The sequence below is a fragment of the Helicovermis profundi genome, from assembly GCF_033097505.1.
Taxonomy (GTDB): domain Bacteria; phylum Bacillota; class Clostridia; order Peptostreptococcales; family Acidaminobacteraceae; genus Helicovermis; species Helicovermis profundi.
The window spans coordinates 1,549,558-1,574,274 of record NZ_AP028654.1 but is presented as its reverse complement, the minus strand read 5'-3'; the positions used below and the strand labels follow the sequence as shown (position 1 = coordinate 1,574,274).

Below are 24,717 nucleotides of genomic sequence, written 5' to 3'. Positions count from 1 at the left end.
ATCACCTTATTCGAGTTTTGTACCTTCACTTATATAAAAAGGATACACTAGGTTAAATAAATTATTAGTTCTTCTTACTTTATATCTAATATCAATCAATAGTTTTTCATTTTCGATCTCGTCTGTTTTTATATTTACCTCAACATCTGTTATTCTAGGCTCCCATTCTTGTAATGAGTCTTTTATTTCCTGAGTAATTAATGTAATAGTTGTCGTATCTGGAATATCAAATATATATTTATTAATATTTGATCCAAACTCTGGACGCATTATCCTTTCACCTTTTCTTGTGCCTAAAATTATAAATATTGATTCTCTTATATCCTCTTCAAATGAAGAAGATTTTATTCTACCTGTCGTGGAGTCAACTTCTATAGGAAATTTCCAACCAGTACCTAAAAAAGAACTATCCATTAATTCACCAACCTTTATTAGTTAATTTTAACTAATGTACCTTTGATATTAACAATTCCACCAGATTTAATATCTAATGTACCACTTGCCTTTAATTCGATTTGTGCTGCTTTCACTCCAATTTTAGCTGATGAAGTAATCGTTATTTCATTTTTTGTACCATCTACAATAATTTTAGAAGATTTTGAATCGATTGTAAGTTTATTATTGCCACTTATTTTAACATCTCCTGAATTACCATCAAATTCAGCAGTCGCTTTTTTCCCTTTATCGAAAATTTTAATTTTCCCTTTATCTTTATTATCAAGTAAAACACTTGTCCCATTTTCTGTTTTAATTTCAATGAATCCTGCTTTATCATCATCATCAATTGTAATTGTATGCCCTTTTCTTGTTTTCAATATTTTAATATTATTTTTTCCATTTTCATTTTTTTCAGGCGGAAGCTCTTTTTGATTCCATAAACTTCCAATAACATAAGGTTCTCTCATATCACCATCTCTAAATACTACTAAAACTTCATCTCCAACTTCAGGTAATATCAAAAGCCCTCTATCTTTTCCAGTATATGAACTAGTTATTCTTGCCCAATCAGTTTCTAAATCTCCAAATTTATCATGAATTTTAATTTTTACTCTTCCAAGTTTAGTAGGATCTTGATTATTTGTAACCTCACCAATAGTTACTCCATAAAACCTATTTTTGTTTTCAATTTTGTAATTTAAATCTAATCCTTCAAAATTCATATTGAATTACCCTCCATATCAAGCAAAGTAACATATCCATCATAATCGAACTCATGAGTACAAGATTTTATATAAAATAAAACTTCTTTTGCATTCCACATACCTTCAACCTTAATATAGCGCCCAGCTCTTAATTCTGGTATTCCAAGTAATTTAGCATGAGATGATATGAATTTCATTGATTGATTATATAAAATGCTTTTTGCAAATGTTTCAGCTTCTTTTTTTGTAGTTACATAATCCGATAATATATATGAAGCATTTCCACTATCTATTTTTTTTAATAAAGAAATTCCCGTGTTTTTTCCACTACCTATTTTTTTTATGTCTTTAGCAACGTATTTTAAAACTTCTTTATTATTATTATAACCATTGACTTCAACAGACGTTAATTGTTCACCAATATCCATAGTATATTCAAATTCAACTAAATCAGTTCCTATTCCTAAAGTTATTATTGACGCACTACTACTATATTTATCAATAAAATATAAATAATCCCCACTAACAAAAAATTCTCTTATGCTTCTTTTAGATAAACCCATAATAAACTCGTAATCAGTTTGGAAATTTTGAATTATTGTCTCATATTTCAATTCAGTTTTATCTACATTCGCAGTCAATTTATAGTTTCCAGCAATTTTACTTACTACTTCTGAGTAACTCATTTTAGTCCAGAGTTTATATTTTTTGCCTTTCATCATTAAAAAAGATTTATCCATACATCCAACAATTATATTCGGGGTTGAATTTTCACCAATTGAGAAAGTTGCAGATGTAATTACACCTATAAATACAGTTTCAAATTTATCTACATATCCTAGTTTGATTTCTACCTTTTTTCCAGGCAGAAAATATTTATCCGTCCATTTAAATGATGATTTATCAACTTCATAAGCATTAGAAACAATAAACTGGACAAAATCAGCTTTATCAATGTTTGTTTCAACCGTTATTTTTGTTATAGCCATATATTCTTTTAAAACAATATCAGTTCCGTCAATTAATACTTTAAAAGCAGGAGCACCCATATCACCATATTTTTTCAATAATTTCATAAAATCATATTTTGTTTTATCAATTTTAAATGCAGTCATATGCTCACTCCAATGAAGGTATAATTATTCTTTTCCCAGTTTTTAATTTCCTCGGATTATCTATACTATTTGCTTTTGCAATGCTTCTCCAACTAGATTGGTCATCATATTCTTCATAAGAGAGATTCCAAAGTTGATCTCCTTCTTGTAAAATTCTTTCTTTAGTTCTATCAGCCGATTGTTTAGAAGCTCTTTGTAATTGTTCTTTTAAAGTTTTATGACCCAAGAACGCCACCGTCAAATTCGCTCTAACTGGAACTCCGCTACTTGAAAACATAGTATATACTTCTGTAAGATCTGTTAAATACCCAGTAAAAACTAAGCTACCCCAAACAACTTTACATAATGGAGGTTTGTGTAAATCAGAATCGATATATAGTAATCTTCTTATTTCTTCTGTATGAATTCTAACATCTTCGATTTTTTTAGATTTTGTATCTTTTAAATGCCAAGTATCAAAGAATAACTCCATTGAGAGTTTTGTCGCATCACCACTTGCATATTGTAAAATAGGATCATCTTCATTATTTATTTTTTCTGTGTTAAATCTATTACTTTTTGATATTGTGTACTTGTTTGGATTATATAATACGCTCAACGTTTTTGTTACTTTTTTGTTTTTATCAAGAACTAATATTTTTGCTTTATTGTTTTTATTTTTTTTAGCCAATTATATCATTCCTTTTCTTTGTCTTTCTCTTTTTAACTTAGTGTTAAATTGTCTCAAAAGATCATCTGACAATTTATTTAAATCTACTTTCTCTATTCTTTTATTTTTTTCTTTAAAATCTTTATCTTCCAATGCTTTTTTAATTTCTTCTATTTCAACCATAGTCTTCTCTAATTTTGATTGCATATTTGTATTATCTATTTCCTTACTCTTATAAATAATTGTATTATTATCTAATGAATTTTTATAATTTTTATCTTCATAAACGATATCATAATCGTTATGATTATCAAGATTTGTGATATTTGAATAATTAAATTGTAAATGTGAATTTAAATCACTTAAATTCGATTTAACATTAGTTACCATAGTACTAGTCTCTACATTATTTAGTTTTAATATAGAGAGTAATTCTAATTTTTTGTTAGTTAGATTACTATAATTAGATTTTGAAAATATATTAAAGTTATCATTTCTGTTTTGTATAAGTTTATTCTTGCTAATAATTCTTTCGATATATTTATTATTCATGAAAATACCATTAGCAATTTCATTTTCTATTATACTTTTACTTTCATTATTATTATTATTGTGCAAATTATATTTATTATTACTTTTTATGTTAATATTATTCTCAGTTTTAATAGCATTATTTATATTAATAATTTCACCCTTATCTTTAGAATATATATGTTCTGATTTACTATTTTTATATTTATTACTATATTTATATTTATACTTATTACTAATATTATACTCATCACTATTTAGCATAATTAAATCAAACTTATTTTTTATTTTCATCAAGTTACTATTATGAGATGTTTCCAATGGTCTAAATTGCAATAAGCTATTGGATACTTTGTAATTAATTAATTTAGTTTTATTAATTTTTAAATTTTCTAACTTTCTTTTGTATTCCAATATATTAGATTTATCAATATAATCAATTAGTTCTTTTGAAATGTAATTGTTATTTACATCATTATTATTAAAATACATGTTCGCATATGATGAGTTATTACTATTAGTTGATATCTCATGATTACTATTTAAAAATTTACTTTGTTGCAAAAAATTTAATAAAGATATTTTAGAATCTGTACTGAAATATGATTTTCTAATATTATACTCATTAAAATTTTCTAGAGCTAGATTTAATGCGATATTATTAACCTTGTTAACTCTACTAGTATTAGTACTATTTAAAAAATTACTATTGTATGTTGAATCTGACATTAAATCAAACAAATTATTTTTTGTAGTGAATTTCAATTCATCCAGAATATTAATCTTGCCACACATTAATGAATTACTATTAGTAAATTTATTTAATTTATAGTCATTTAATAATAAATTATAACTTTCAACACCATATTCGTGTAAATGTTGAACTTCTTTAAATTTATCAGTTTCTTTCAATAAATCTAAATTGTTAAAATTATTAGTTACTATATCATTTCTATTAATTAAAAATTTCTTTTGATTCAAAAAATTCAACGTCTCAATTTTTGCTTCCGTATTGAGATTTGATTTTCTAATACTATATTCGTTATAACTTTCTTGAGATAGATTTAGTGCAATTTTATTATCCTTATTTAGGCTACTAACATTAGTATTATTTGAAAAAATATTATTATATGTCGAGTCTGTCATTAATTCAAATAAATTATTTTTCTTACTAGATATTGATTTACTCAAAATATTAATTTTGTTACTCATTAAAAGAGTACTATTAATAAAGTTATTTAATATTAAGTTATAACTTTCAACTCCATAATCATGTATATGTTGTACTTCTTTATATTTATCATGTTCTTTTAATAAATCTAAATTCTTAAAATTAGTAGTTGTTACCTCATTATTATTATTTATAAATTTACTTTGTTGCAAAAACCAGTTATGACTTTTAATTCCATATTTCCTCACATCATTTATTAAAAAGGTACTGTAAGTTAAAGTATTTGATAATAGATTTTTCTTGCTTGCACTATTTTTTGTTAGATCATTATATACTGTATCATCAGTAGGCATATTATCGTAAATTGGATTTTTATTAACTAAAATGGCCACATTAAATATTTCATCAAGCAACTCTAAATTTTTTACATTTTCTGTTTTCTTGTAAACTGTATCATTATCAAAATAGTACTTTAGTTCTAAATCTTCAAATAAATTATTGGAATTAATTGAAATGTAATTCTTTTTTTTATAATTGGATTTCTTTAATAAATAGTTAAAATACATATCACTAAAATTCAATTTATTGTTTCTACTAGGATTTTGTATTTCAGTAATAAAATTATTTTTAGAAAAATTATTAAACAAATCATATTTTACTTCTTTTTTGTTTATTATTTTATCAATATTAGCCATTTTTGTTTTATTTATAGAATTTTTTCTTAAGTTAAATACATCATATATAGTCGAAGAATTTGAAATATATTCATTGTCTTCAAAATTAATTTGATTATTCAATTTTGTGATTTTATGAAATAAATTAGTTATTATATCTGAACTACTATTTTCAACAGCATTATTATTGCTGTTAATTTTTGAATAAATATAATTTTCTAAATAATTATTGATTATATTTTTGTACCAGAATGAACCTAATAACTCTAAATTATTATTCATATAAAATTTATTAAGAATTGAATTATTATATAGTTTACTACTCGTGTTTTCTTTAATTAGAGTATTATTATTCAACTGCCTATAGTTATTGTTCGTAAACTCTGAATTTTTAAAACTGATGCTACTTAATAAAAGTTTTATATCTTTTTTAATTTCAAATTTATTTTCAGTATTCTCAGTGTGATTTTTATTCTCAAAAAAATCAGCAATTTCAAAATTTGATAAGTTGTTAAATGATTTTTCCATCAACAGATAGTTACTTGGATATAAATTGATATTTTTATTAACTTTTAAATCATTTCTATTTAAGCTTGTTATTATATTTTTATTACTATTAGCATTAGAAAAAAAATCATTTTTTATAATGGGTGATTTATTAGCATCATAAAATTTTGTTCTTTTAATAAGAAATTCTAAATTATGAGTATATGCAGATAATTTATTCTCAATATTGATGGCGTGGTCGTCTAATGCATAATTTTTACTATTTTTAATATTATAATTTCTAGGCAATATATTCACAAAATTATTAATAGTATTGTGTTTTATATTGCTGCTTAAATTATTTATATTAGTATTTTCAGTGTTGACAGTTGGATTCTTGTTACTGATTTTTTCCAAAAACAAATTATTAGTACTAACAAATTTCAAATTATGCATTTGTTTTGAAGTTTTTTTCAAATGGTAATTAGGTGTATTATTTAAATTGCTTGAATTATTTATAATAATATTTGTTAAAATACTATTATAATCGGGAGTATTATATTGACTATTTTTTTTAATGTTTTTTCGAAAGTACAAACTTGAATAAGATAAATTATTTTTATATTTATTATCATTTTCATTAATTTTGTAAACTATATTATTATTAGAGCTTACATTAGTAGAGATCAAATTAATCATATGTGAGCGATTATACTTGTCATTTTTGTAATCATTATTGTTATTAATTTTAATTGCAAGATAGCTCAATCTATTATTATTAGTAAACAAGTTCGTATTAGTATTAATATTTTCATTTTTATTTTCTTCTTCTAAAACATTACTGTTATTTTTAGAAGAAATAAACGATTTTATTGTAGTCACATATGCAAACTTCAATTTGTCATATTTATAATTTGATTCATTAAAGTTTATTTCATCGAAATAATTAAATTTATGTTTTATTTCATATAAATTTCTTTCATTCAATATAAAGTCTTTTGACTTACTATCACTTGTAAAATTATTTGACCTTATTTTAGCATTAAACACATTTGAGTTTTCAGTAATTACATCTTCATTTAGTTTAATGTATGACTTAAAATTATTTGAACTCATTTTGGCATTAAACACATTTGAGTTTTCAGTAATTACATCTTCATTTAGCTTAATGTATGACTTAAAATTATTTGAACTCGTATTTGAATTAAACACATTTGAGTTTTCAGTAATTACATCTTCATTTGGCTTAATGTAAGACTTAAAATTATTTGAACTCATTTTGGCATTAAACACATTTGAGTTTTCAGTAATTACATCTTCATTTAGTTTAATGTATGACTTAAAATTATTTGAACTCATTTTGGCATTAAACACATTTGAGTTTTCAGTAATTACATCTTCATTTAGCTTAATGTATGACTTAAAATTATTTGAACTCGTATTTGAATTAAATATATTTTTGCTTTCATTTTGCATGCTATTAATAGTTTTAATATCATTATTATTAAAACTGATCAAGTCATCTTCGTTAGTAATTAATAAACTTTTTCTTATACTATAATTATTGTTAAATTCATTTAAATTGCTTTCAGAGAATTCATTATTTTTTTTACTATAATCGCCTGTTAATAAATTGTTATTACTATGTACTGATTCATCAATATTCACAAATTTTTTAGCATTATTCTTTATTATATTATTTCTTGTTTCACTATGACTTTCGAACCTATTACTTGTGATTTTTTTCTGTAAAATTGTATTATCACTCAAAACTTTATTATCTAAAACTTTGTTATTCATTACTGATTTTAAATACAATGTATCGTTATATTTTTTACTATTAATTGTTAAAATATTATTAGAAATTTTGTTTATTGAATTAAATTTTGCTTTGTGCAAATAATTATTTTTTTTTGATAGTTCAGTTTTTATATTTGAAGAGATTGAAAACTTTTTATGATAACTATTTAGATTATTATCAATATTAAGTTTAGAATTTTTGCTTACAAAATTATCGAAATTTTTATTTTCAAAAAGATCACTACTTATATTTTCAATATATTTATTACTATCATATTGTTCTCTATTTGACCTTTTAAGAGTTTCTTTTTTTATATAATTATACATAGATATTTTTTTAGCTAGTTTTTTATATGTTTTATAATTTTCAAAATATAATTTAATATTATTAATTTTATCAATATTTGTCTTATCTGTTTTGCTATTAATTTCACTATGATTATTATTTAAAAAAGCTCTGGTTTCATTTGATATTTCACTACTTATTATATTATTACTTCTAAATTCATTATCATTATAAATGTCATTCAACATAACTTTATTTAACAAATTGTTATTTAAAGTATATCTACATAAAGTGTCATTAAATAAAGTTCTATTTAAAAAATTATAAAAAAAATTTTCATCTGTATATTCAAAGTTATTTAACTTTATATTTTTATTTTTTTTTTTGAATTTTAGAATATCAAATTTTTCTTCATAGTACATATTTTGTATTAAGGTATTATTATATATATTCGTAGTTTGATCAATTGAATTTGTAATAACACCTTCTTCTTCACTATTATTGTTCACTAAATAATCTAGAATAACGTATCCATTAAATGACTTAGCTATAAAAGGTACAGAAATATCTATAATAGATATCTTAGAAATTTTTTTTGCTGTAATATTCAATTCAAATTTAGATTCATCTATTTTTTGAATAAATTTTATCATAAAAATTCCCCTTTAAGCTGTTATGTATTGAATCCATTATGTGTAAATTCAATACTTTCAATTGACACTCCATTTCCAAGAGCTTCAAAGTTTGATAATGACCATTTAACTGGATAGCCTTCAATAAAATTCCATCTTTTAATAACTTTAAATTCATTGTTCCATAGTATTACAGAAAAATTCTTTTTTTCTATTATGCCAGCTTGAATTCTTTTGAACCACTTAAATAACACATCAGATTTTGTAACGCCTTTTTCTAGAACAATATTTGAATATTTTACTTTTGTAGGAATATGATGTTCGTAGTCGTTAACACCACCTTCATTATAGGTTAGAAATTCAACTTCAGAAGATATTCCACTTACCTTCATAAAACTAATTTCAACCATTCCATCAATTTCTAATCCAAAATTAAAATTTAACCCAACTTTTCTTTTACTAGTATCTTTACCATACAAATTATCTTCTTTTCCTGCCATAACACACCTCAATTTTTACATACTACTAGTAAAATCAAAAAACATCGAAAATATTTTTTTTGCTTTCATCTCCATTTACTTTACGGTTAATCTTTGATATTTCACTACACCATTTTTTCCTTTCCTTATGTTCAAGATTCATAACCTCTTCATATGACCAATGATAGTAATAAGAAATAAAAGACATTTCTTCATAAAGTTTTTTTTCAGGATATTTTACCAGTTTATGTTCTCCCCCAAAAAATTCATATCAACCTCAATATCTTTTTCACAATGAGGACACTTAAAATCAATACTTGCATCTGCATATTGATTTATTCTATTATATAATTCTTGTAAATATCCAAGATCTGCAGTAAATAGATTTTCAATAACTGAAGTGTCTATATTTTCTAAATCACCTAATTCAGTTATGACTTTCGATAGAAGAATAATAGTAAGATAGTTTGGATTTTGTACAACACGAGGATCTCTAAGTGGTGCTATTTCATCCGAAGCGGTTGCTAATCTCATTTTACCAATTTTGTGTAAATTACCTTTTTTATCTATATATCCTCTTGGTAAAGTAAATTCGAAAATTGTTTGAAATGCCATAATATATCTCCTTTTATTATTAATCTTTATTAAAATAAACATTAGCTTGAAGTAAATTAAAAATATTAAAATTTAAGTTCAAGCTAATGTTTTTATAAACTATGCTGTTCTTTTTAATCCTTCATGTGCAATTTCCATAGACTCAATTGCAACTTCTGAACCGGTACCATTAAAATCAGGCGCAGTATACTTAACAGGCCATGCTTCTACGATTTCCCATGTAGCTAGTGCAGTTGCATCTTCACCAAGTGCAACAACAGTTATAACTTTCTTTTCGATTTTACCTTCGACGCAATCTTTAATCCAGTTATATAAATCCATAGAATCTGTAACACCATGTTTAAGTGTAATATTAGAATACTTAGATAAACCTGATAATTTATTTGGTGTTGTTTTATCGTCACCCTCTCTATACTCTATGACATCAATTGAAATATCAAATCCACTTACTTCATTAAATCCTGCTTCCGCTCCACCTACTGAAACTTTAAATCTAAAATTTCTTATTGGATCTTTTCTTTCAGCCATTTATTTCCCTCCTTTTTTATTCACCACTAGCTTCAGCAGTAAATTGAGTAAATCTAAATATAACAAATTCTGCTGGTTTGACAGGCGATACTCCAATAATACAGATTAATTTTCCATTATCTATATCATCTTGTGTCATTGTTGTATTATCAATTTTTACAAAGAAGGCATCTGATGGACTACTGCCTACAAGTGCACCATCTCTCCAAACTCCAGTTAAGAAGTTATCAAGACTTCTTTTAACCCTTGCCCATAATTCTGCATCATTAGGTTCAAATACAACCCAATCAGTACTTCTTTTTACAGATTCCTCTATAAAAATAAATAATCTTCTAACGTTTATATATCTCCATTGTGCATTAGAACTCAAGGTTCTTGCTCCCCAAATTCTAATACCTTGTCCTGTAAAAGCTCTAATAAGATTAATTCCAATAGGGTTTAATATATCCTGTTCGCCTTTAGAATACTGACAATCTAATGAAGTACATGATCTTACAACCTCATTTGCAGGGGCTTTATGTACACCTCTAGTATTATCGCTTCTCGAATATATACCAGCAACAGAACCTGAAGGAGGAATAAAAATATTTGTTTTATCCACAGGGTCAAATACTTTTACCCACGGATGATATGCAGCAGCATAACTTGAATCAAACATATTTCTCCATTGTTTTAAATCATTTACTTTCTTAATTTCTTTAGGAATATCAATTATTGCAAATCGATTTGCCTTATTTTCACAATGTGCTATTAAATCTAATTGAACTGATGGATCTGTAACTCCGGGGACTAACATGATAGATACATCATCATTATCAATAAACGATTTTATACCACTTCTTTTACCAGGGCCATTATCTGATCCTATAAAATTAGCAGGGCTTAATTTATCAAGACTTCCATCGCTACCATCTGTTAAATCAATCCAAACTTTTTCTCTATCAGGTTTTTCACCTGCAAATTTCAAAAACGGTGTAACTGTGTCTTTTATGAAATCACTATCTACTTTAACTTCAATTAAATTTGATTTCTTTAATAGTTTTTCAATAAAATTTGACTTTGAAATATTTAAAGAGGCTTTTTCATAGTTCTCTACTTCATCACCATATGATATCTGAATATTAATTTCTTTTGTATAAAGCAATTTAGTAGGCAGAATTTCACTATCAATTACTTCTCCTTCAAATGGCTTCTCAAAAGTGACAAGATTATCTTGTACCATTATAACTTTATTAATTTGTTTTACTTCACCGTCAATAAATTCTACAATGTCTCCTTCATTAAAACCAATTGAACTTTTAAGCTTATATTGTCCGTTTTCAAAATCTTCAAAAATTTGAGTTTTAGCTTTACTACTTGGTACAATTAATATTCTAATTCTGTCTCCCCATGACCCTTGATTTTTAGCATTAAATTTAATGAAATCATATACTTCATTCACTGAAGATTTTGCGTCATCAGGCGTAGCACGCATTACATAACATCTGCTTCCACCATTTATAAAAAAATGTTCTACAGAGTAAGATAAGAATCTATATTCTCCAAATTGATTCTCTGGCAAATATCCACCAAATTTTCTTTGAAAGTCAGCAAAACTAGTAACTAATTCTGGTAATCCTTCAGCTTCTCCTCTTTGTGCTAATCCTAAAAAACCAGCTGTACTTGTTGAAACCCCAGCTACAGGCACTCCACCACTTTCAAATTCTTCAATGTAAACTCCTGGCGATAAATATTCTGGCATATTATTTTCGGCTTCATAAATTTATGTATATTACGAAACCTCTCCCTCCTTTCTAAAAGTATAATGAACCTAAATTATAAATTTTGTTTTCTTCTATTTGCATACTCACCTCCTTAATTAAATCAAATGATTTTAAAACTATATTAATATTAATTTTATTTTTAATAAAATTATTAAAATATACAACTCCATTTCCATTTTCATCTGTAGTAGTAAATGTAGCATTATACAATTTGTCTCCAATATCTAATAACTTTGAATCAGCCGTACTAATGATATATATACCCTTTTCATACAAAGAAATAACATTAGATTCAATCAATTTTTCTTTTTGGGTAATATATTTATTTCCGAACAAATATTCTTCATACGCTCCCTTAATAAGAAATTTTCCATTAACATTGTCAATAATTCTTGCATCATAATTATTCTTGTCATCAATATACGAACATATACTCGATGCAACTGTTTCCTTGTGTTTATTAAATGTTGTAAATTTTATTATAGTTCCTTTTTTAAAGTATGGATAAATATATTTTGGTTTCAATTTAAGCACACTCATATCAAATAATGCATTAAAATTCAAACTTATAATTATCTCTCTACTAAAATAGTAATCAGATTTAATATATAGTATATTTACTTGACTATTTAATTCTAAATTAACGAATATATAAGTACCAGAATTTTTAACAATTGGAATTACAACTCTATCATTTAAAACAAACACTAATTTTCCTTTTGGTTTACTTAAATCATAGTCATCAATCAATTTCAAAACAAAATCAACGTTTTTAACAATATTTATATCGTTGTTTACCATCATTTATCACTCCTTAAGATTTTTATACTACTTTTAATAACTCTAGGAGGTTTTTTAAACTTAGTAGATTCAATATAAATAGGTCCAACTTTATAAGCCACAGATAAGGAATATGGTATATCGTTGAAATGCCATATTCTCATCATTTCATCATAAGATAAATTTTTTGTTTCAATTCTTATTTCTTGATCAGTATTTCTTAACTGTCCTTCAAGCATTGATCCAGATAGTATTTGATTGTCATGGAGTATCTGAATTGCTTTTCCAAGTATTTTATGTTCATCAAGTGCTTTAGATTTTATATCAGCTGTAGAATATGCAGTAAGCAAATAATATAAGTAAAATACTTTTGGTGGATACTTTTGAGAACCATCATTCATTTCTATCATAATATTTTGTCTAAATTCTCCACTTTCTTCGATATTGTATAAATATAATGAAAGTTGAAAATCACCTTTTTCAGCAGGTGAACAGAGACCTATATTTTCCTTTTTTTTAATTGGTTCAGGAGAAAGTGTATTTCTAAATAATTTCGTTAAACTTTGGCTCACATCTGCAATAGCTGTGTAACTCATTTACATCACCTCTAGTCATATATATATTTAATAAATTCATTTATCTAATAAATACGAGTACTCTTTTAAATCTTCTTTAAGAAGCAGCTTATCGATTTTTTGAAGTTCGTATTTTGTAGATCTTATTATATGTTTCATAGATATACTTGAATTTTCTGCAGCAGCTAAATATGCACTATTTAAAACAATATTTTTAATATTTCCTCCTGAAATTTCAAATGTATTTGCTAAAAATTCAAAATCAATATCATCACTTTTTTTTGATTTATCAGGGAATGTCTTTTTCCATATTTGTTTTCTTGCTTTTTCATCTGGAAATGGAAATGAAATAATATAATTGATTCTTCTTAAAAATGCTTTATCAATATTTTTCAAATAATTTGTGGCAAGTATTGTAATGCCTTCATACTCTTCAATTTTTTGAAGCAAATAAGAGACTTCTATATTTGAATATCTATCTTTCGAATCTTTTACGCTTGTTCTTTTACCAAAAATTGCATCAGATTCATCGAAAAATAATATTGAGCTACTATTTTTAGCTTCATCAAATAATTTATTTAAATTCTTCTCAGTTTCACCTATATATTTACTAATTATTTTAGATAAATCAATTTTATATAATTCCAAGTTAAGTTCACTTGCTATAACTTGTGCAGACATTGTTTTACCAGTTCCTGGTGGTCCTGAACATATTAATGACACACCTTTACCATAGGGAATTTTATCACCAAATCCCCATTCTTTAAGAACTTTATTCTTGAATTTTACTTGATTACAAACATCTGTTAGAATTTCAATTGTATCATTAGGCAATACTATATCCTTCCATGTATAAAAACATTTAATTTTTACTGCTAAATCAACTAACATATTTTCAATTTGCCTGTATGTAGCGTCATATATTGAAATGTTTTTATTTTCTTGTATAATACTCTTATTTCTAAATTCAATAATTGTATTTTTGATTTGTAATGGAGTAATATTGAATTTATTTGATAATTCTTGAGCATTAACATTATTGACTTTAAATTTTGAAGAATAATACTTCCAAAGCAAAATTTTATTTTCTGAATTTGGGTAATCTAAATTGACATTTACTATTGTGTTTTCCATTCTCTTATTCTTTATATCGTTGATAGAAGAAGTGATTAAAAATATAGGTTCTGAAAACAACTCTAAATTAGAAAAAAATTTATCCACACTTATATTTTTCATATACTTTTTTTCTGATATTAGATTATAATTTTCTATGGCAATTATAGCTTCTTTTAAAACCGCTTCTCTTATTATTGAATTTATTATTTCATAAAAATCCTCATTTTGATTAAATCCTAAAAAATCGACTATCAATAAATTCCTTTCTAATTTTTGTGAAATATACTTTGCCAAATGCTTTCTACCGCTACCTAAAATGCCTGTTATTTTAATATATAAAGGTTTAGTAATTGAATTATTGCTATAGTAGTAATTACTTATACTTTTTAAAGTTTCTTCAATAACTACTTTATCTCCAATATATATATCAATATCATCATTAAAGTAAAATATTTCTGAAGAATGTTTTATACTGTAATCAATTTCATTTACATTAAAAATATAATTCTCAATTCTTGAAGTAATTTTAATTTCTTTATCATAAAGAGGAATATCAATTTTCCCAAAATTATAATCTAAAATGAATTTTGTGAAATTATTATTTCCTCTTAGTTTTCTTATTATTTTAACCTTATTTATATCATCTACCTCAAGTACACTAAAAAACAAACCAATTGTAGCTGTTTTTTTTGTCATATTATCATTTAAATAACCATATATTTTATGATACTTTTGATCAATTAGTGAAGATATTCCAAATAAAATCATCATTTTTTCAAAATAATCTAAGTTAAACAGATTACAGATTTCATCAAGTTTTGAATTGGTTTTTTTATTACTAAATAAAGTCCTAATATTTTCAAGCTGAGCTTTGATTTTTAATGTTGTGCTTATTACATCAGATGTATTTGTATCTATAACGTTTAAATTCAACGCTATTTTTACATCATCAGGTGTGATTGCAAGACCCTTGTATTTATTAATTCCTTTTGTTTTATATATCTCTTCTTTCAAAAAATATTTCAGCAAATATAAATCAAGTAATTTATATAATTCACCCATGTATTCGTCTTTTAAATTAAAGTCGTTATTCATATTATTCTCCATATTTATCCGATGCCTTAGAGTTCTAATACCCCCACTTCTTAAAAAAGCGGGAGATAAAGAACTCTAAAAAGGCCCTGGATTATGTTTTCTTGGATTCAGTGGGAGTAAAAACTCCCCTGAATCCAAGAAATTCATTTATCTAGACTATCCTTTAATAAAAATAAGTACTGCGTTAATTCATTCATTGAATCAACAAGAGTTTTATATTCTTCTTTATTAGCACTTTTGAAATTAATATTGATAACTTTCTTGTTTTGTAAATCATTAATTATATCTAAATATGATTTTGATTCTGCTAAAAACACATTTTTGTTTAAAATATAAGGATTTCTTAAAAATTCATAATTGGAAATTTTACTTATTTCTAGATCAAGTTTTTTTATTTCTTCTGTTAATATTGAGATATTATAGTCAATATTAATTTTTTTATCAGATTTATATTCTCTTAATAATAAATTTCTTTTGAAGATTAAATCATTTAAGTATATGTTATAGTTTTTATTGACGGCAGTATTCATATTTAACAATAATTTGTAAAAATCTTTATTTTCATTTTCTAAATTTTGTTTGTTTATTTTGTTAACATCTTCTATTAAATTGCTAATAGTTTGTTTTAAGTTATTCGAATTTTCTAATAATTTCATCCTTAGAATAACTGTATTTTTAAAGTTATTTACACTTTGTGATAGGTCAACATTAGAATTATTAATATCTTTTTCATTCTTAATATTATTAACTATTTGGTCTAAAATTTTACTTATTTGATTTTGAGTAGAATTTATAATTGAAGTGTTTGAATTAATTTCGTTATTAAAATTTAATACTACAAGTTCAAGCGAATCTCTTTGAACTTGTAATTCATTTAAAGCAAATTCATAATTCGATTTTAAAATTTTTTCAGACGATTTACTATTAACAACTTTTTTATCTAGATTAATAAAACTATTTAACTCATTAAATTTTTCTTTAGACAAGTCAACAAAATTAATATTTTTATTAGTCAAATCTATACTTAAAATCGAATTTTCGATATCATTGGAGACTCTTACGATATTTTCTTTTACTTTAACTAAATTAGATTGTTTTTCGGCATTCTTATCACTACTAAGTTCATATAAAATATTATTTACTAATTCTAATGTATCACTTAACGAAACAACTGTTTTTTTCGGCAAAACACTATTATTTAGTTCGCCTTTTAAAAGTTCAGCAATATAACTAATAGTTTTATTTAGTATTTCTTTCTTTTTAGTTAAAATATTGAGATCGATTTTAGGAATTAATAGTGCATTAAGTTGATCTGAAATTTCATCAATTAACTTAACTTTTTCATAAATTTTTTCTGTTTCTAATACATTTATATTGGAATCATTTAACTCATTATTTACTAAGTTTTTTGTTTTAGCTATTACATCAAGCATTATTAACTTCTCTAAGCAAAGTAGATCAAGTTTTTTAGTATTAATTTTATCTGAGTTTATCATATAAGAAATATTATCTAGTTCAACTATAGTTTTGTTTTCTATATTAATTTCTTCATTATACAATTCGCCATTTTTGACATTATCTTCTATTAACGCTTTTAATTGCAAAATAATATCATCTAAAATTTTATTATTTTTACCTTTCAAATTAGAATCAACTAAATTATTATTTTTTGAATACAATTCAACAACATTAGAATCTAATAGCGACAAATTTCTGTTAATAATTTGAGCCTCTTCTATTGATACATCAGGATTTTTTAGTTTTGTTGTTAATGAATCAAATATTTCATCAACAGATTCAGTTAATATTTGCTTATTCATTTCTGATAAATCAAAGATGTTTTCATTTGATTTATCTTTTTTTATTTCAGTAAGAATTTTTTCTAACAAAATCAAATGTTCATCTAAAAAATTCACATCAGTTTTAATTAAGTTTTCACTTTCGGATACTTCTGACAATATTTTTTTTATACTTGTAATATCTTTAATTAAAATTACTCTATTGTTAGATGGAGTTTTAAAATTTAAATCAATAGTTTTAACATTACTTAATTCATCTAAAATATTATTTAATGATGCTTTTCGTTTCAGTAAAAAACTTTTTTCAAGTAGTGGCAAATTCGTTTTTTTTAATTTAATATCATTATTTATACTCGTCTTTGTTATAATATTAGATAAAAGTAATTTATTTAAATTTGTTAAATCTACTTTTTTAAGTTCAGTTTCATTCACATCAACTTTAAATATAATAATATCAATTTTTTCTAAATTATTTTTAATGTAAGCAACAGTTTCACTATCTAATTTTTTATTGCTTAGTTCTTCAACTAACACATTTTTTAATTTTATAGCAATCTCTTTTAAAGCGTTTTTACTCTTTTTCAGATCTTCTAAGTTTCTTGTTATAGGAACTTCCTCATACATTTTAGAAACATTTTCATTTAATTCTAACAAGGATTTGTTTATTCTATTTGCATCTTTTAAAGATAAAACATTTTTTTGAAGGTTCTCAATTAACGCGCTAAACGTTTTTGTTATAGCATCAATTAACGTATCTTTATCATAAATTGCAATATCAAAATATAGATCATCTACCTTGTTTTCAGTTACTTTTTCTAAAGTTATTTTAGAAGACATAATCTCATCATTAATTAAAGCTCTATTTTTTTTTGACAAGAGTTTGTTTTCAAGTTTCTTTGAAAGCAATACAATCATCTTTGTAAGGTCGCTAGTCAGCACTTCTTTTTTTGATTCTATTTCTAAATTTATAGAAGTAGTTAACTTCGCTAATCCGTTTTTTTCAAAACTTTTCTTCAATTTATTAAGCGTTAGTAAATCGTTTGTGTTTTTATTTATTTTTTCTTTTAGTAAATCCTCATCCTCAATATTCGCGTCATTTAAAAGTTCTTCTAACATGCTGTAGTCATTATTTGCCTTAGCAACTGCTATTTTTTCTTTAAGTTTATCTAATTTTATTTTATTTAAATCTGCTTCATTTATACTTGCTTTTAACAAATTAATTTCATTTTTAAGATCATTTATTTCTGGGATTATTCCATCTGCACCCTTACCATCTTTAAGTTTTGCTAAGTTCAACTCTTTATTTTTTACATTGTTTTCTAAATCTAATATTTTTTTATCAATTGAGATAAAATTTCCTTCATTAAACTTTATTACATTTCCACTTTTATCAATTTGTACAGAAAATTTAAAATTATTATCTATATACTTTGAAGATATACTATTTGTATTTGATGATATTACAATATCTGAAAGAGAATTTCCTTCATCAATTTTGAACCACTCACCATTAGCAAATTCAGACTTATAATAAATGTTTTGATTATCCTTTATTGTTAGAAATGCAGCATCGTAAATATCTTGATTTAATTGATCTAAGTAAATGATGTACTCACCAATAATCAAATATTTATCTTCAAGTGTATTAACTTTCGGTGGAGTAAGCGCATATGAATTAACTAATGAAATAGAAAACAATATATATATTAGTAATGAAATTTTATATTTTATATTCAAATTTATCACTCCATAATGTTATCCACTTAATTGAATTTGACTTCAATTTGATGTTTTTATTAGTAGTTCAACTTCTCCCTTACTTCCATATCCTTGCAATAGTCCTTCTGACACAATTTGATCATCTTTATAGAAAATTACAATGAAATCTTCTGTATCACTTAAAGTAATATTTAAATGTTTAAATCCTTTTTTAATATCAGTTTTTTCTGAAATATTTAAACCATCAACAGTCTGAATTACAAAGTAATTTATTTCAGATTTTTCATCTAATTCAAATGTTAGTTCATTCATAAATCCTTTAACGATTTCTTTAAGCCTCCAAGTAATTGGTTTCACATTTAAAGAACTTGTTTGTAAATTATTTTCTATGCTAATAGTAGAAGGTAATTTGTATGGTAATGGTAATTTTTTTGCTTTTTTGAATTCAGTACTCTTGGTTAAGAAGCTCAAGAATCCATTTGTGTTTTTATCCATTTCAATATTAAATTCATTTAGCTTAAATAGTGTATTAAGTTTATCCATATTTAATGAATTAATTTCTTCTTTTAAATCTGCTAATTTATTTTGTGAAATTAAACCTTGTGAATACTTATATAGATCAATTTTATAATCCTTATTAAGTTTTAAAATTTTATTACTTAATAAATAGTAATTATAATCTGTAGCATTAATTTTTTCAAATAAATCTGACATATATTCTACTTTTGCTTTTTTTATAGTCTCCTCTTTAGAAAACAACTGTTTAGCTTGCATTATTTTTAACATAAGTGAGTATCTCGCATCTTCTAAATATCTTACACCATCAAATTCACCACTTCTAAACAATTTTGGAATTTTAATTGTAAAAAACACTAAACTTATCTCATAATATGGTTTCCAACTATCTCCCCATCTTGATATAAGTGAGTTAAGCAAGTTTTCATATGATTTAGCAAGATCTAAAGAATCTATATTATTTATTCCACCATTTAATAGTCCATTTATACTACTCATTCTTGAACTAGAAAAATCACTATTATAAAGTTTATTGGAAACATTAATTTCCTCAAGTTTAATTTTTATATCTTCACCAATTGCATAAATGCTAAAGTCATTTTCAAAACTTTTTTGAATAAAAGTAACTAAATATTTATCATCAATATAATTTTCACTAGTTGAATATTCTAAAATAATTTTATCTGAGTTTAGTTCCATCTCAATATAAGATGACAATTTATTTACAGCTTTATTAAATTCAATTACATTTTTATCAAATGATTTTTTACTATCTTCATATTTTTCTTTTGAGTAGTTAACTTCTTCTTTTGATACTTTTCCCTTTAAAAACAGTTTTTTTACAATATTTAATCTATCTCTATTTTCGTTAAGCGTTTCAAGACTTATACTTTTATATTCTTGATAAGTATATGCTAAGAAATACAATTCTCTTATTTTGTAGCTAACAACGTTAATATTGAATTTTTTTGTCTGCTTTGCCAAATTATATTCATATTTTGATTTATTGATTTTTGTTTTTCTTGCAAAATCTTTATTATAAATCGGTTTTTTTTCGAAAAGTCTTCTATTTTTTTTGTTCTCATCTGAAACAGCTTTTCTAGCTTCTTTTATTGCAATTTTTTTTTCAAAAATACTCATATCATTGTTTTTAAGTAATTTGGAATTATTAATTCCTATTTTTATTGCATCACTTAGTTTAAAAAGTTGATTTGCGTAAGATACTTTAGGAAATATAGAATTAAATACTAATGAAACTAATAAAATTATGGATATTTTCTTTATATATGAGTACATCCATTTCACTCCCAATCAGATTAGTTCAATTCTTCTAGCCATTTGGTGTTAAATCCAGTTTTAATACTTCCTTTTTCTTTTAAAAAATCTGGCAAAATTTCTTCTTGTTTAACGTCTAAAATATACCAAGATTCTGAATTAAGAAATATATCATTTTTTTGATTTTTATTTTTATCCACTAAGTAATCTAAGATAGTATTTTCATTTATATCATCAATAGCCATTTCTAGTAACTCTTTAAGATCCGGATCAAGCATAGTTGTAATTTCAATTTCATTTTTACTATTAAATGTTGTAAATGCGGGTTCTAGTATAGAATCTTTAAATAGATTAAAATATTCTCTTTCTATTATTCTATTTATATTCTTAGGTTCTATAGTAATTTTCAAAACAATGTTTTTGTCAATTTCAATTCTTTCAATTTTCGAATCTAAAATAAAATTATCTTTACAAACAAAACTTATTTCCTTCATATTTTCTCCTTCTAATCTAGTTTATTTTATACCGAAGGTGTTGCATCTACTTCTTCATTTGCAAAATTTAAAGTGAAAATGTTAGTAGATCTTTCTATTCCAAGTTTCACTAAACCTAGATTAACATTTAGACCGGCAGTTGCATTTAAACCTATTGATAATTCACCTTTTTTACCTTTAGGTTTATCATAACTTAATGTGAGTTCATACCCTTTTTCACCAGATAATACGTCATTTGATTCATTTATTTCTTTCATAGCAACTGAAGCAGAAGATTTAGCATTTGATTTGATTTGTTTTACATTTATCTCATAATCTGAATCTACATTATCATTTTCTACTTGAGAATCATTTTTATTAGCAATTTTACCGCCTTTAACAACAAAAATAGTCCCATTATCTAGCATTATATCGATTGCTTCTAGCAATTTATCTATTGCTAAATCCGTTAGTGTTCCAATTGGCATACTACATCCACCCGTTAATTCTAACTGTACTGCTTTGTAATTATTTTCACTATCAAAGGGAATTGTTATTTTACCACTACCAGAAAATCCTCCACCAGAAATTCCTGCTTCAAAAACAATAGTTTTAAAATTTTCACCTTTTGATTTCTGCCCAAATCGCTTATAGGCTTCCATTTTACCTAATCGATCTTCTTTTTCTAATGTTTCTTTATTATAACTACTTCCTTGAATTGCTTTAGCACTTACTTTTCCACCTAAAACATCCTCATCACCTATTTCAGCACTTAATCCAACAAATTTTCCATATTTAACTGAATTTTCTTCGTTTTCTTTAAATAAATATTTTTCAGCTGATGCTCCAAAAGCTTCTGCTTCATTAAAACTACCTTCACCTGTTTTACCACCCAAGCCCCAAATAGCATCAGTTAAATTACTTGGCATTGTACTTGATTCTCTTGCTCTTCTATACAAAACGTATGAAATTAGTAAAGAAGCATCTTCCGCTTTTTTAGCATGAGTCTCTACAAGTCCACCAATTTCTCCTGAAACTTTACCAATTCCAATTGATCCACTAGCGTGTAAATTCATGGATAATTTTGCTTTTACGTATCTATCTTCTTCTCTTTCAGCTTCACCAGAAACACCAATTCCTATTGTAACACCGCTAAAAACTGGAATGTCAATTTGTGATTTAACTTTTACTGAGTCTCCTTCTTTTGGTACAGCTTTCATTAAACCAGTTTCGAGCAAAATTAAGCTTTTATTCATATTAGGTGCAACTATTGCGTCAGTCATCACACTTTCTTTAAGACTATTTTCTTTATCAGATATATCTGTTCCTTCATCTGTATCACTATAAAGATATTGTGCAGCAGATAGATCGGTTTGATCCATTTTTTTTATATCTGGTATTTTTGTGGCTCCTCCAGTAACCGCACTTAGTATGGAATCTCTTTTACTAGTAGCTGAATCTAAAGAATATTTATTTATTAATTTACTATTTTTTGAAATAACACTTGATGCAATATCATTTACTTTTTTATCTAATGTTTCTACAGAAGTTTCTTTTGCAAAACTCATTCTTTCATCTATTGGTTTTTTCTTCATTGCTTTAGAGTTAAAGATTGATTTATAAGTGCTTTTAAATGTTGAAATAACTTCATCGTTTGCAGTTGTTTTTAAATCAGCACCAAATTTGTCAAAACTTTCATCTGCTATTGCTAAAGTCTCTTTTGCTATTTTTGTCATAAAATCTGCTTTAACACTCTCATATAGACTCGCTTTTAATTGCATTTTTTTTAATTCTAAGTCTTTTAGTTTTTCGGAGACATCTACATTTTCAGTTTCAATTTCAGCTTTTTTAGCTGTATATTCATCTTCAACAATCTTTTGAGCCCAAGTTCTAGATCTTTCAATAATAAAAACTCTAATCTTATATCCAAGAGTATCTGGTCTAATACTTGAAAACGATCTATCACTTACCCCTAAAATATCTCTTCCAATATCGACTGATTTTTTAGCTGCTTCATTTTTAGAAGCTATTAAAATTTTTTCAGTAAGTGGATTAAGCATAGCTTTATGGTCTGTTAACTCTAAGAAAAAATAATTTTTTTTGTCATCATCTTTCATTTTCGATACAGTTTTACTAATACTTTTTTTATCATCTCTTTCGTTAAATGCATTTTCTTGATCTTCTGACATAAGACTCTTTGTTTCAGCATACTCATCTACGACTACAGGTTCCTTTGGCTCTTCTTGATTTGATAGAACTTCACTATTTGAAGTAGATGTTTCTTCCTGTTTTATAAGCGTATTATCATTTTCAGGTGTAGTTTTTTCACTGCTTTTTTTTCCAAAACCAAAAATACCCAAATTACTCACCAACCTCTCTATGGTATCATTACTTTTGTTTGACCTGGATTTAAAATTTGAATTACTCCTCCCCACATACACATTGCTTTGCTATTGTTGTTTAATGCAGGTTGATTGCCAATTAATACTGTCATTGAGCCCGGCACCCACGGAGCAGCAACATTTGGAATGCATGGTTGTGGAGTTAGTACCCCCATTGCCGCAGCAGTTGCTGCAGCAACCATAGGATTAGCTAGTGACATACAAGTTCCAAATGGTAAAATGTTCACCATTGGTTTATTATCCATAATATTTGCAGCAGGAGCACCTGCTAATACCTTGTTCAGTGGTAATACTGTCAAATTAGATGGGGCTGCTCCAAATGAACATTGTAATTGCGCTCCAGCTACAACTAAAAAACCCATAATAATTCCTCCTATACGTCATTAATCATACTAGTTTTTTGATTCTTATAGTTCCCTCTTAATTTAATTAAATTATCAATATCTATACCAGAAGCAATTATAAATTTTATTACTTTAAAATATCTATTTAAAACTTCATCATCGTCATTGAAATCAGGTAAATTACTCACCATTTTAAAAATCATTTCAACAACATCTCTTTTATTTTTTTCAACATTATTTAGCAACATATCATATTCTTTTGTTTCGATTTCTTTTTCATCTTTTGTTTTATCATAACCTTTCATTATATTTACAAATGCTACAAAACCATCTATTCTATGGTGCCAATCAGATCCTGAAGTTAAAGGTTTATTTAAATAGTTATTTCCAGGTATAAATTTATTTCTTTTTCCTTTTTTAACATATGAGTTTTTTCTATCTTTAAGAATAAACCCAAGATCTTTTTCGTTATTTCTCGCTTCTTTAGTTTTATTTTCACGTTTTAATTCTTTAAGCAAAAAAGAATTATCTGAATTTTCAACAAATTCAAGATTACCTAATTCTTCTAGTAATTTTATAGTTTCTTTGTTTCCAAGCAAATTTTGTAAATTTGAGTATGTGTTTTCATTTAAATCAGATGGATTCAAATGTTTTGTCTTGTAAAACATACTTTTTTGAAATCTTTTAGGTATATTTGAAATTTTTACATTACTACCAGTATATTTTTTTCTTTTAATTTGTCTAAACATGCA

The 24,717-nt window shown here is 24.9% G+C and carries 19 protein-coding genes; all 19 read right to left on the bottom strand.

The window, feature by feature from the left end:
- Positions 1-6: 6 nt before the first annotated feature.
- Positions 7-414: a GPW/gp25 family protein gene (locus tag AACH12_RS06910; protein WP_338534703.1), complete on the bottom strand. Its 408-nt coding sequence runs from the start codon at positions 412-414 to the stop codon at positions 7-9.
- Positions 415-431: 17 nt separating this feature from the next.
- Positions 432-1,160, bottom strand: coding sequence for a phage baseplate assembly protein V (locus AACH12_RS06905; RefSeq protein ID WP_338534702.1), 729 nt, complete (start codon positions 1,158-1,160; stop codon positions 432-434).
- Complete coding sequence (locus AACH12_RS06900) at positions 1,157-2,257, bottom strand: phage late control D family protein (protein ID WP_338534701.1); 1,101 nt, start codon at positions 2,255-2,257, stop codon at positions 1,157-1,159. The genes AACH12_RS06905 and AACH12_RS06900 overlap by 4 nt, the downstream gene beginning before the upstream one ends.
- 4 nt (positions 2,258-2,261) lie before the next feature.
- Positions 2,262-2,927, bottom strand: a complete 666-nt coding sequence (locus AACH12_RS06895) for a CIS tube protein (RefSeq protein ID WP_338534700.1) — start codon at positions 2,925-2,927, stop codon at positions 2,262-2,264.
- Positions 2,928-8,507: an RNA polymerase beta'' subunit family protein gene (locus AACH12_RS06890; protein ID WP_338534699.1), complete on the bottom strand. Its 5,580-nt coding sequence runs from the start codon at positions 8,505-8,507 to the stop codon at positions 2,928-2,930.
- A gap of 20 nt (positions 8,508-8,527) precedes the next feature.
- Positions 8,528-8,986: a phage tail protein gene (locus AACH12_RS06885; protein ID WP_338534698.1), complete on the bottom strand. Its 459-nt coding sequence runs from the start codon at positions 8,984-8,986 to the stop codon at positions 8,528-8,530.
- Positions 8,987-9,020: 34 nt separating this feature from the next.
- Positions 9,021-9,209 (bottom strand): DUF6760 family protein, encoded by a 189-nt coding sequence (locus AACH12_RS06880; protein ID WP_338537353.1) that lies wholly within the window; start codon positions 9,207-9,209, stop codon positions 9,021-9,023.
- Complete coding sequence (locus tag AACH12_RS06875; RefSeq protein ID WP_338534697.1) at positions 9,203-9,580, bottom strand: phage tail assembly protein; 378 nt, start codon at positions 9,578-9,580, stop codon at positions 9,203-9,205. The genes AACH12_RS06880 and AACH12_RS06875 overlap by 7 nt, the downstream gene beginning before the upstream one ends.
- A gap of 99 nt (positions 9,581-9,679) precedes the next feature.
- Positions 9,680-10,108, bottom strand: a complete 429-nt coding sequence (locus AACH12_RS06870) for a phage tail protein (protein ID WP_338534696.1) — start codon at positions 10,106-10,108, stop codon at positions 9,680-9,682.
- Positions 10,109-10,124: 16 nt separating this feature from the next.
- Positions 10,125-11,849 carry a phage tail sheath family protein gene (locus tag AACH12_RS06865; RefSeq protein ID WP_338534695.1) on the bottom strand — a complete coding sequence of 575 codons (1,725 nt, stop codon included), beginning with the start codon at positions 11,847-11,849 and terminating at the stop codon, positions 10,125-10,127.
- Positions 11,850-11,901: 52 nt separating this feature from the next.
- The gene (locus AACH12_RS06860; protein WP_338534694.1) at positions 11,902-12,675 is read right to left on the bottom strand and encodes a hypothetical protein; all 774 of its coding nucleotides are present in this window, start codon (positions 12,673-12,675) and stop codon (positions 11,902-11,904) included.
- The gene (locus AACH12_RS06855; protein ID WP_338537317.1) at positions 12,672-13,247 is read right to left on the bottom strand and encodes a Pvc16 family protein; all 576 of its coding nucleotides are present in this window, start codon (positions 13,245-13,247) and stop codon (positions 12,672-12,674) included. The genes AACH12_RS06860 and AACH12_RS06855 overlap by 4 nt, the downstream gene beginning before the upstream one ends.
- Positions 13,248-13,283: 36 nt before the next feature.
- Positions 13,284-15,449, bottom strand: coding sequence for an ATP-binding protein (locus AACH12_RS06850; protein ID WP_338537316.1), 2,166 nt, complete (start codon positions 15,447-15,449; stop codon positions 13,284-13,286).
- 131 nt (positions 15,450-15,580) lie between these two features.
- Positions 15,581-18,973: a ligand-binding sensor domain-containing protein gene (locus AACH12_RS06845; protein ID WP_338537315.1), complete on the bottom strand. Its 3,393-nt coding sequence runs from the start codon at positions 18,971-18,973 to the stop codon at positions 15,581-15,583.
- Between the two features lie 42 nt (positions 18,974-19,015).
- Positions 19,016-20,767: a TolC family protein gene (locus AACH12_RS06840; RefSeq protein ID WP_338537314.1), complete on the bottom strand. Its 1,752-nt coding sequence runs from the start codon at positions 20,765-20,767 to the stop codon at positions 19,016-19,018.
- Positions 20,768-20,787: 20 nt separating this feature from the next.
- Complete coding sequence (locus AACH12_RS06835; protein WP_338537313.1) at positions 20,788-21,240, bottom strand: hypothetical protein; 453 nt, start codon at positions 21,238-21,240, stop codon at positions 20,788-20,790.
- 26 nt (positions 21,241-21,266) lie between these two features.
- Positions 21,267-23,579 (bottom strand): hypothetical protein, encoded by a 2,313-nt coding sequence (locus AACH12_RS06830; RefSeq protein WP_338537312.1) that lies wholly within the window; start codon positions 23,577-23,579, stop codon positions 21,267-21,269.
- Positions 23,580-23,596: 17 nt separating this feature from the next.
- On the bottom strand, positions 23,597-23,983 hold the full coding sequence (locus tag AACH12_RS06825) for a DUF4280 domain-containing protein (protein WP_338537311.1): 387 nt from the start codon (positions 23,981-23,983) through the stop codon (positions 23,597-23,599).
- An 11-nt stretch (positions 23,984-23,994) separates the two neighbouring features.
- The gene (locus tag AACH12_RS06820; RefSeq protein ID WP_338537310.1) at positions 23,995-24,714 is read right to left on the bottom strand and encodes a hypothetical protein; all 720 of its coding nucleotides are present in this window, start codon (positions 24,712-24,714) and stop codon (positions 23,995-23,997) included.
- Between the last annotated feature and the right edge of the window lie 3 nt (positions 24,715-24,717).

What these genes read in the sequence shown, in the direction of transcription:
- AACH12_RS06865 (WP_338534695.1), bottom strand. Translation starts at nt 11,849, where the DNA reads ATGCCAGAATATTTATCGCCAGGAGTTTACATTGAAGAATTTGAAAGT.
- AACH12_RS06820 (WP_338537310.1), bottom strand. Translation starts at nt 24,714, where the DNA reads ATGTTTAGACAAATTAAAAGAAAAAAATATACTGGTAGTAATGTAAAA.
- AACH12_RS06850 (WP_338537316.1), bottom strand. Translation starts at nt 15,449, where the DNA reads ATGGAGAATAATATGAATAACGACTTTAATTTAAAAGACGAATACATG.
- AACH12_RS06910 (WP_338534703.1), bottom strand. Translation starts at nt 414, where the DNA reads ATGGATAGTTCTTTTTTAGGTACTGGTTGGAAATTTCCTATAGAAGTT.
- AACH12_RS06905 (WP_338534702.1), bottom strand. Translation starts at nt 1,160, where the DNA reads ATGAATTTTGAAGGATTAGATTTAAATTACAAAATTGAAAACAAAAAT.
- AACH12_RS06840 (WP_338537314.1), bottom strand. Translation starts at nt 20,767, where the DNA reads ATGTACTCATATATAAAGAAAATATCCATAATTTTATTAGTTTCATTA.
- AACH12_RS06890 (WP_338534699.1), bottom strand. Translation starts at nt 8,507, where the DNA reads ATGATAAAATTTATTCAAAAAATAGATGAATCTAAATTTGAATTGAAT.
- AACH12_RS06835 (WP_338537313.1), bottom strand. Translation starts at nt 21,240, where the DNA reads ATGAAGGAAATAAGTTTTGTTTGTAAAGATAATTTTATTTTAGATTCG.
- AACH12_RS06875 (WP_338534697.1), bottom strand. Translation starts at nt 9,580, where the DNA reads ATGGCATTTCAAACAATTTTCGAATTTACTTTACCAAGAGGATATATA.
- AACH12_RS06825 (WP_338537311.1), bottom strand. Translation starts at nt 23,983, where the DNA reads ATGGGTTTTTTAGTTGTAGCTGGAGCGCAATTACAATGTTCATTTGGA.
- AACH12_RS06885 (WP_338534698.1), bottom strand. Translation starts at nt 8,986, where the DNA reads ATGGCAGGAAAAGAAGATAATTTGTATGGTAAAGATACTAGTAAAAGA.
- AACH12_RS06900 (WP_338534701.1), bottom strand. Translation starts at nt 2,257, where the DNA reads ATGACTGCATTTAAAATTGATAAAACAAAATATGATTTTATGAAATTA.
- AACH12_RS06870 (WP_338534696.1), bottom strand. Translation starts at nt 10,108, where the DNA reads ATGGCTGAAAGAAAAGATCCAATAAGAAATTTTAGATTTAAAGTTTCA.
- AACH12_RS06855 (WP_338537317.1), bottom strand. Translation starts at nt 13,247, where the DNA reads ATGAGTTACACAGCTATTGCAGATGTGAGCCAAAGTTTAACGAAATTA.
- AACH12_RS06860 (WP_338534694.1), bottom strand. Translation starts at nt 12,675, where the DNA reads ATGATGGTAAACAACGATATAAATATTGTTAAAAACGTTGATTTTGTT.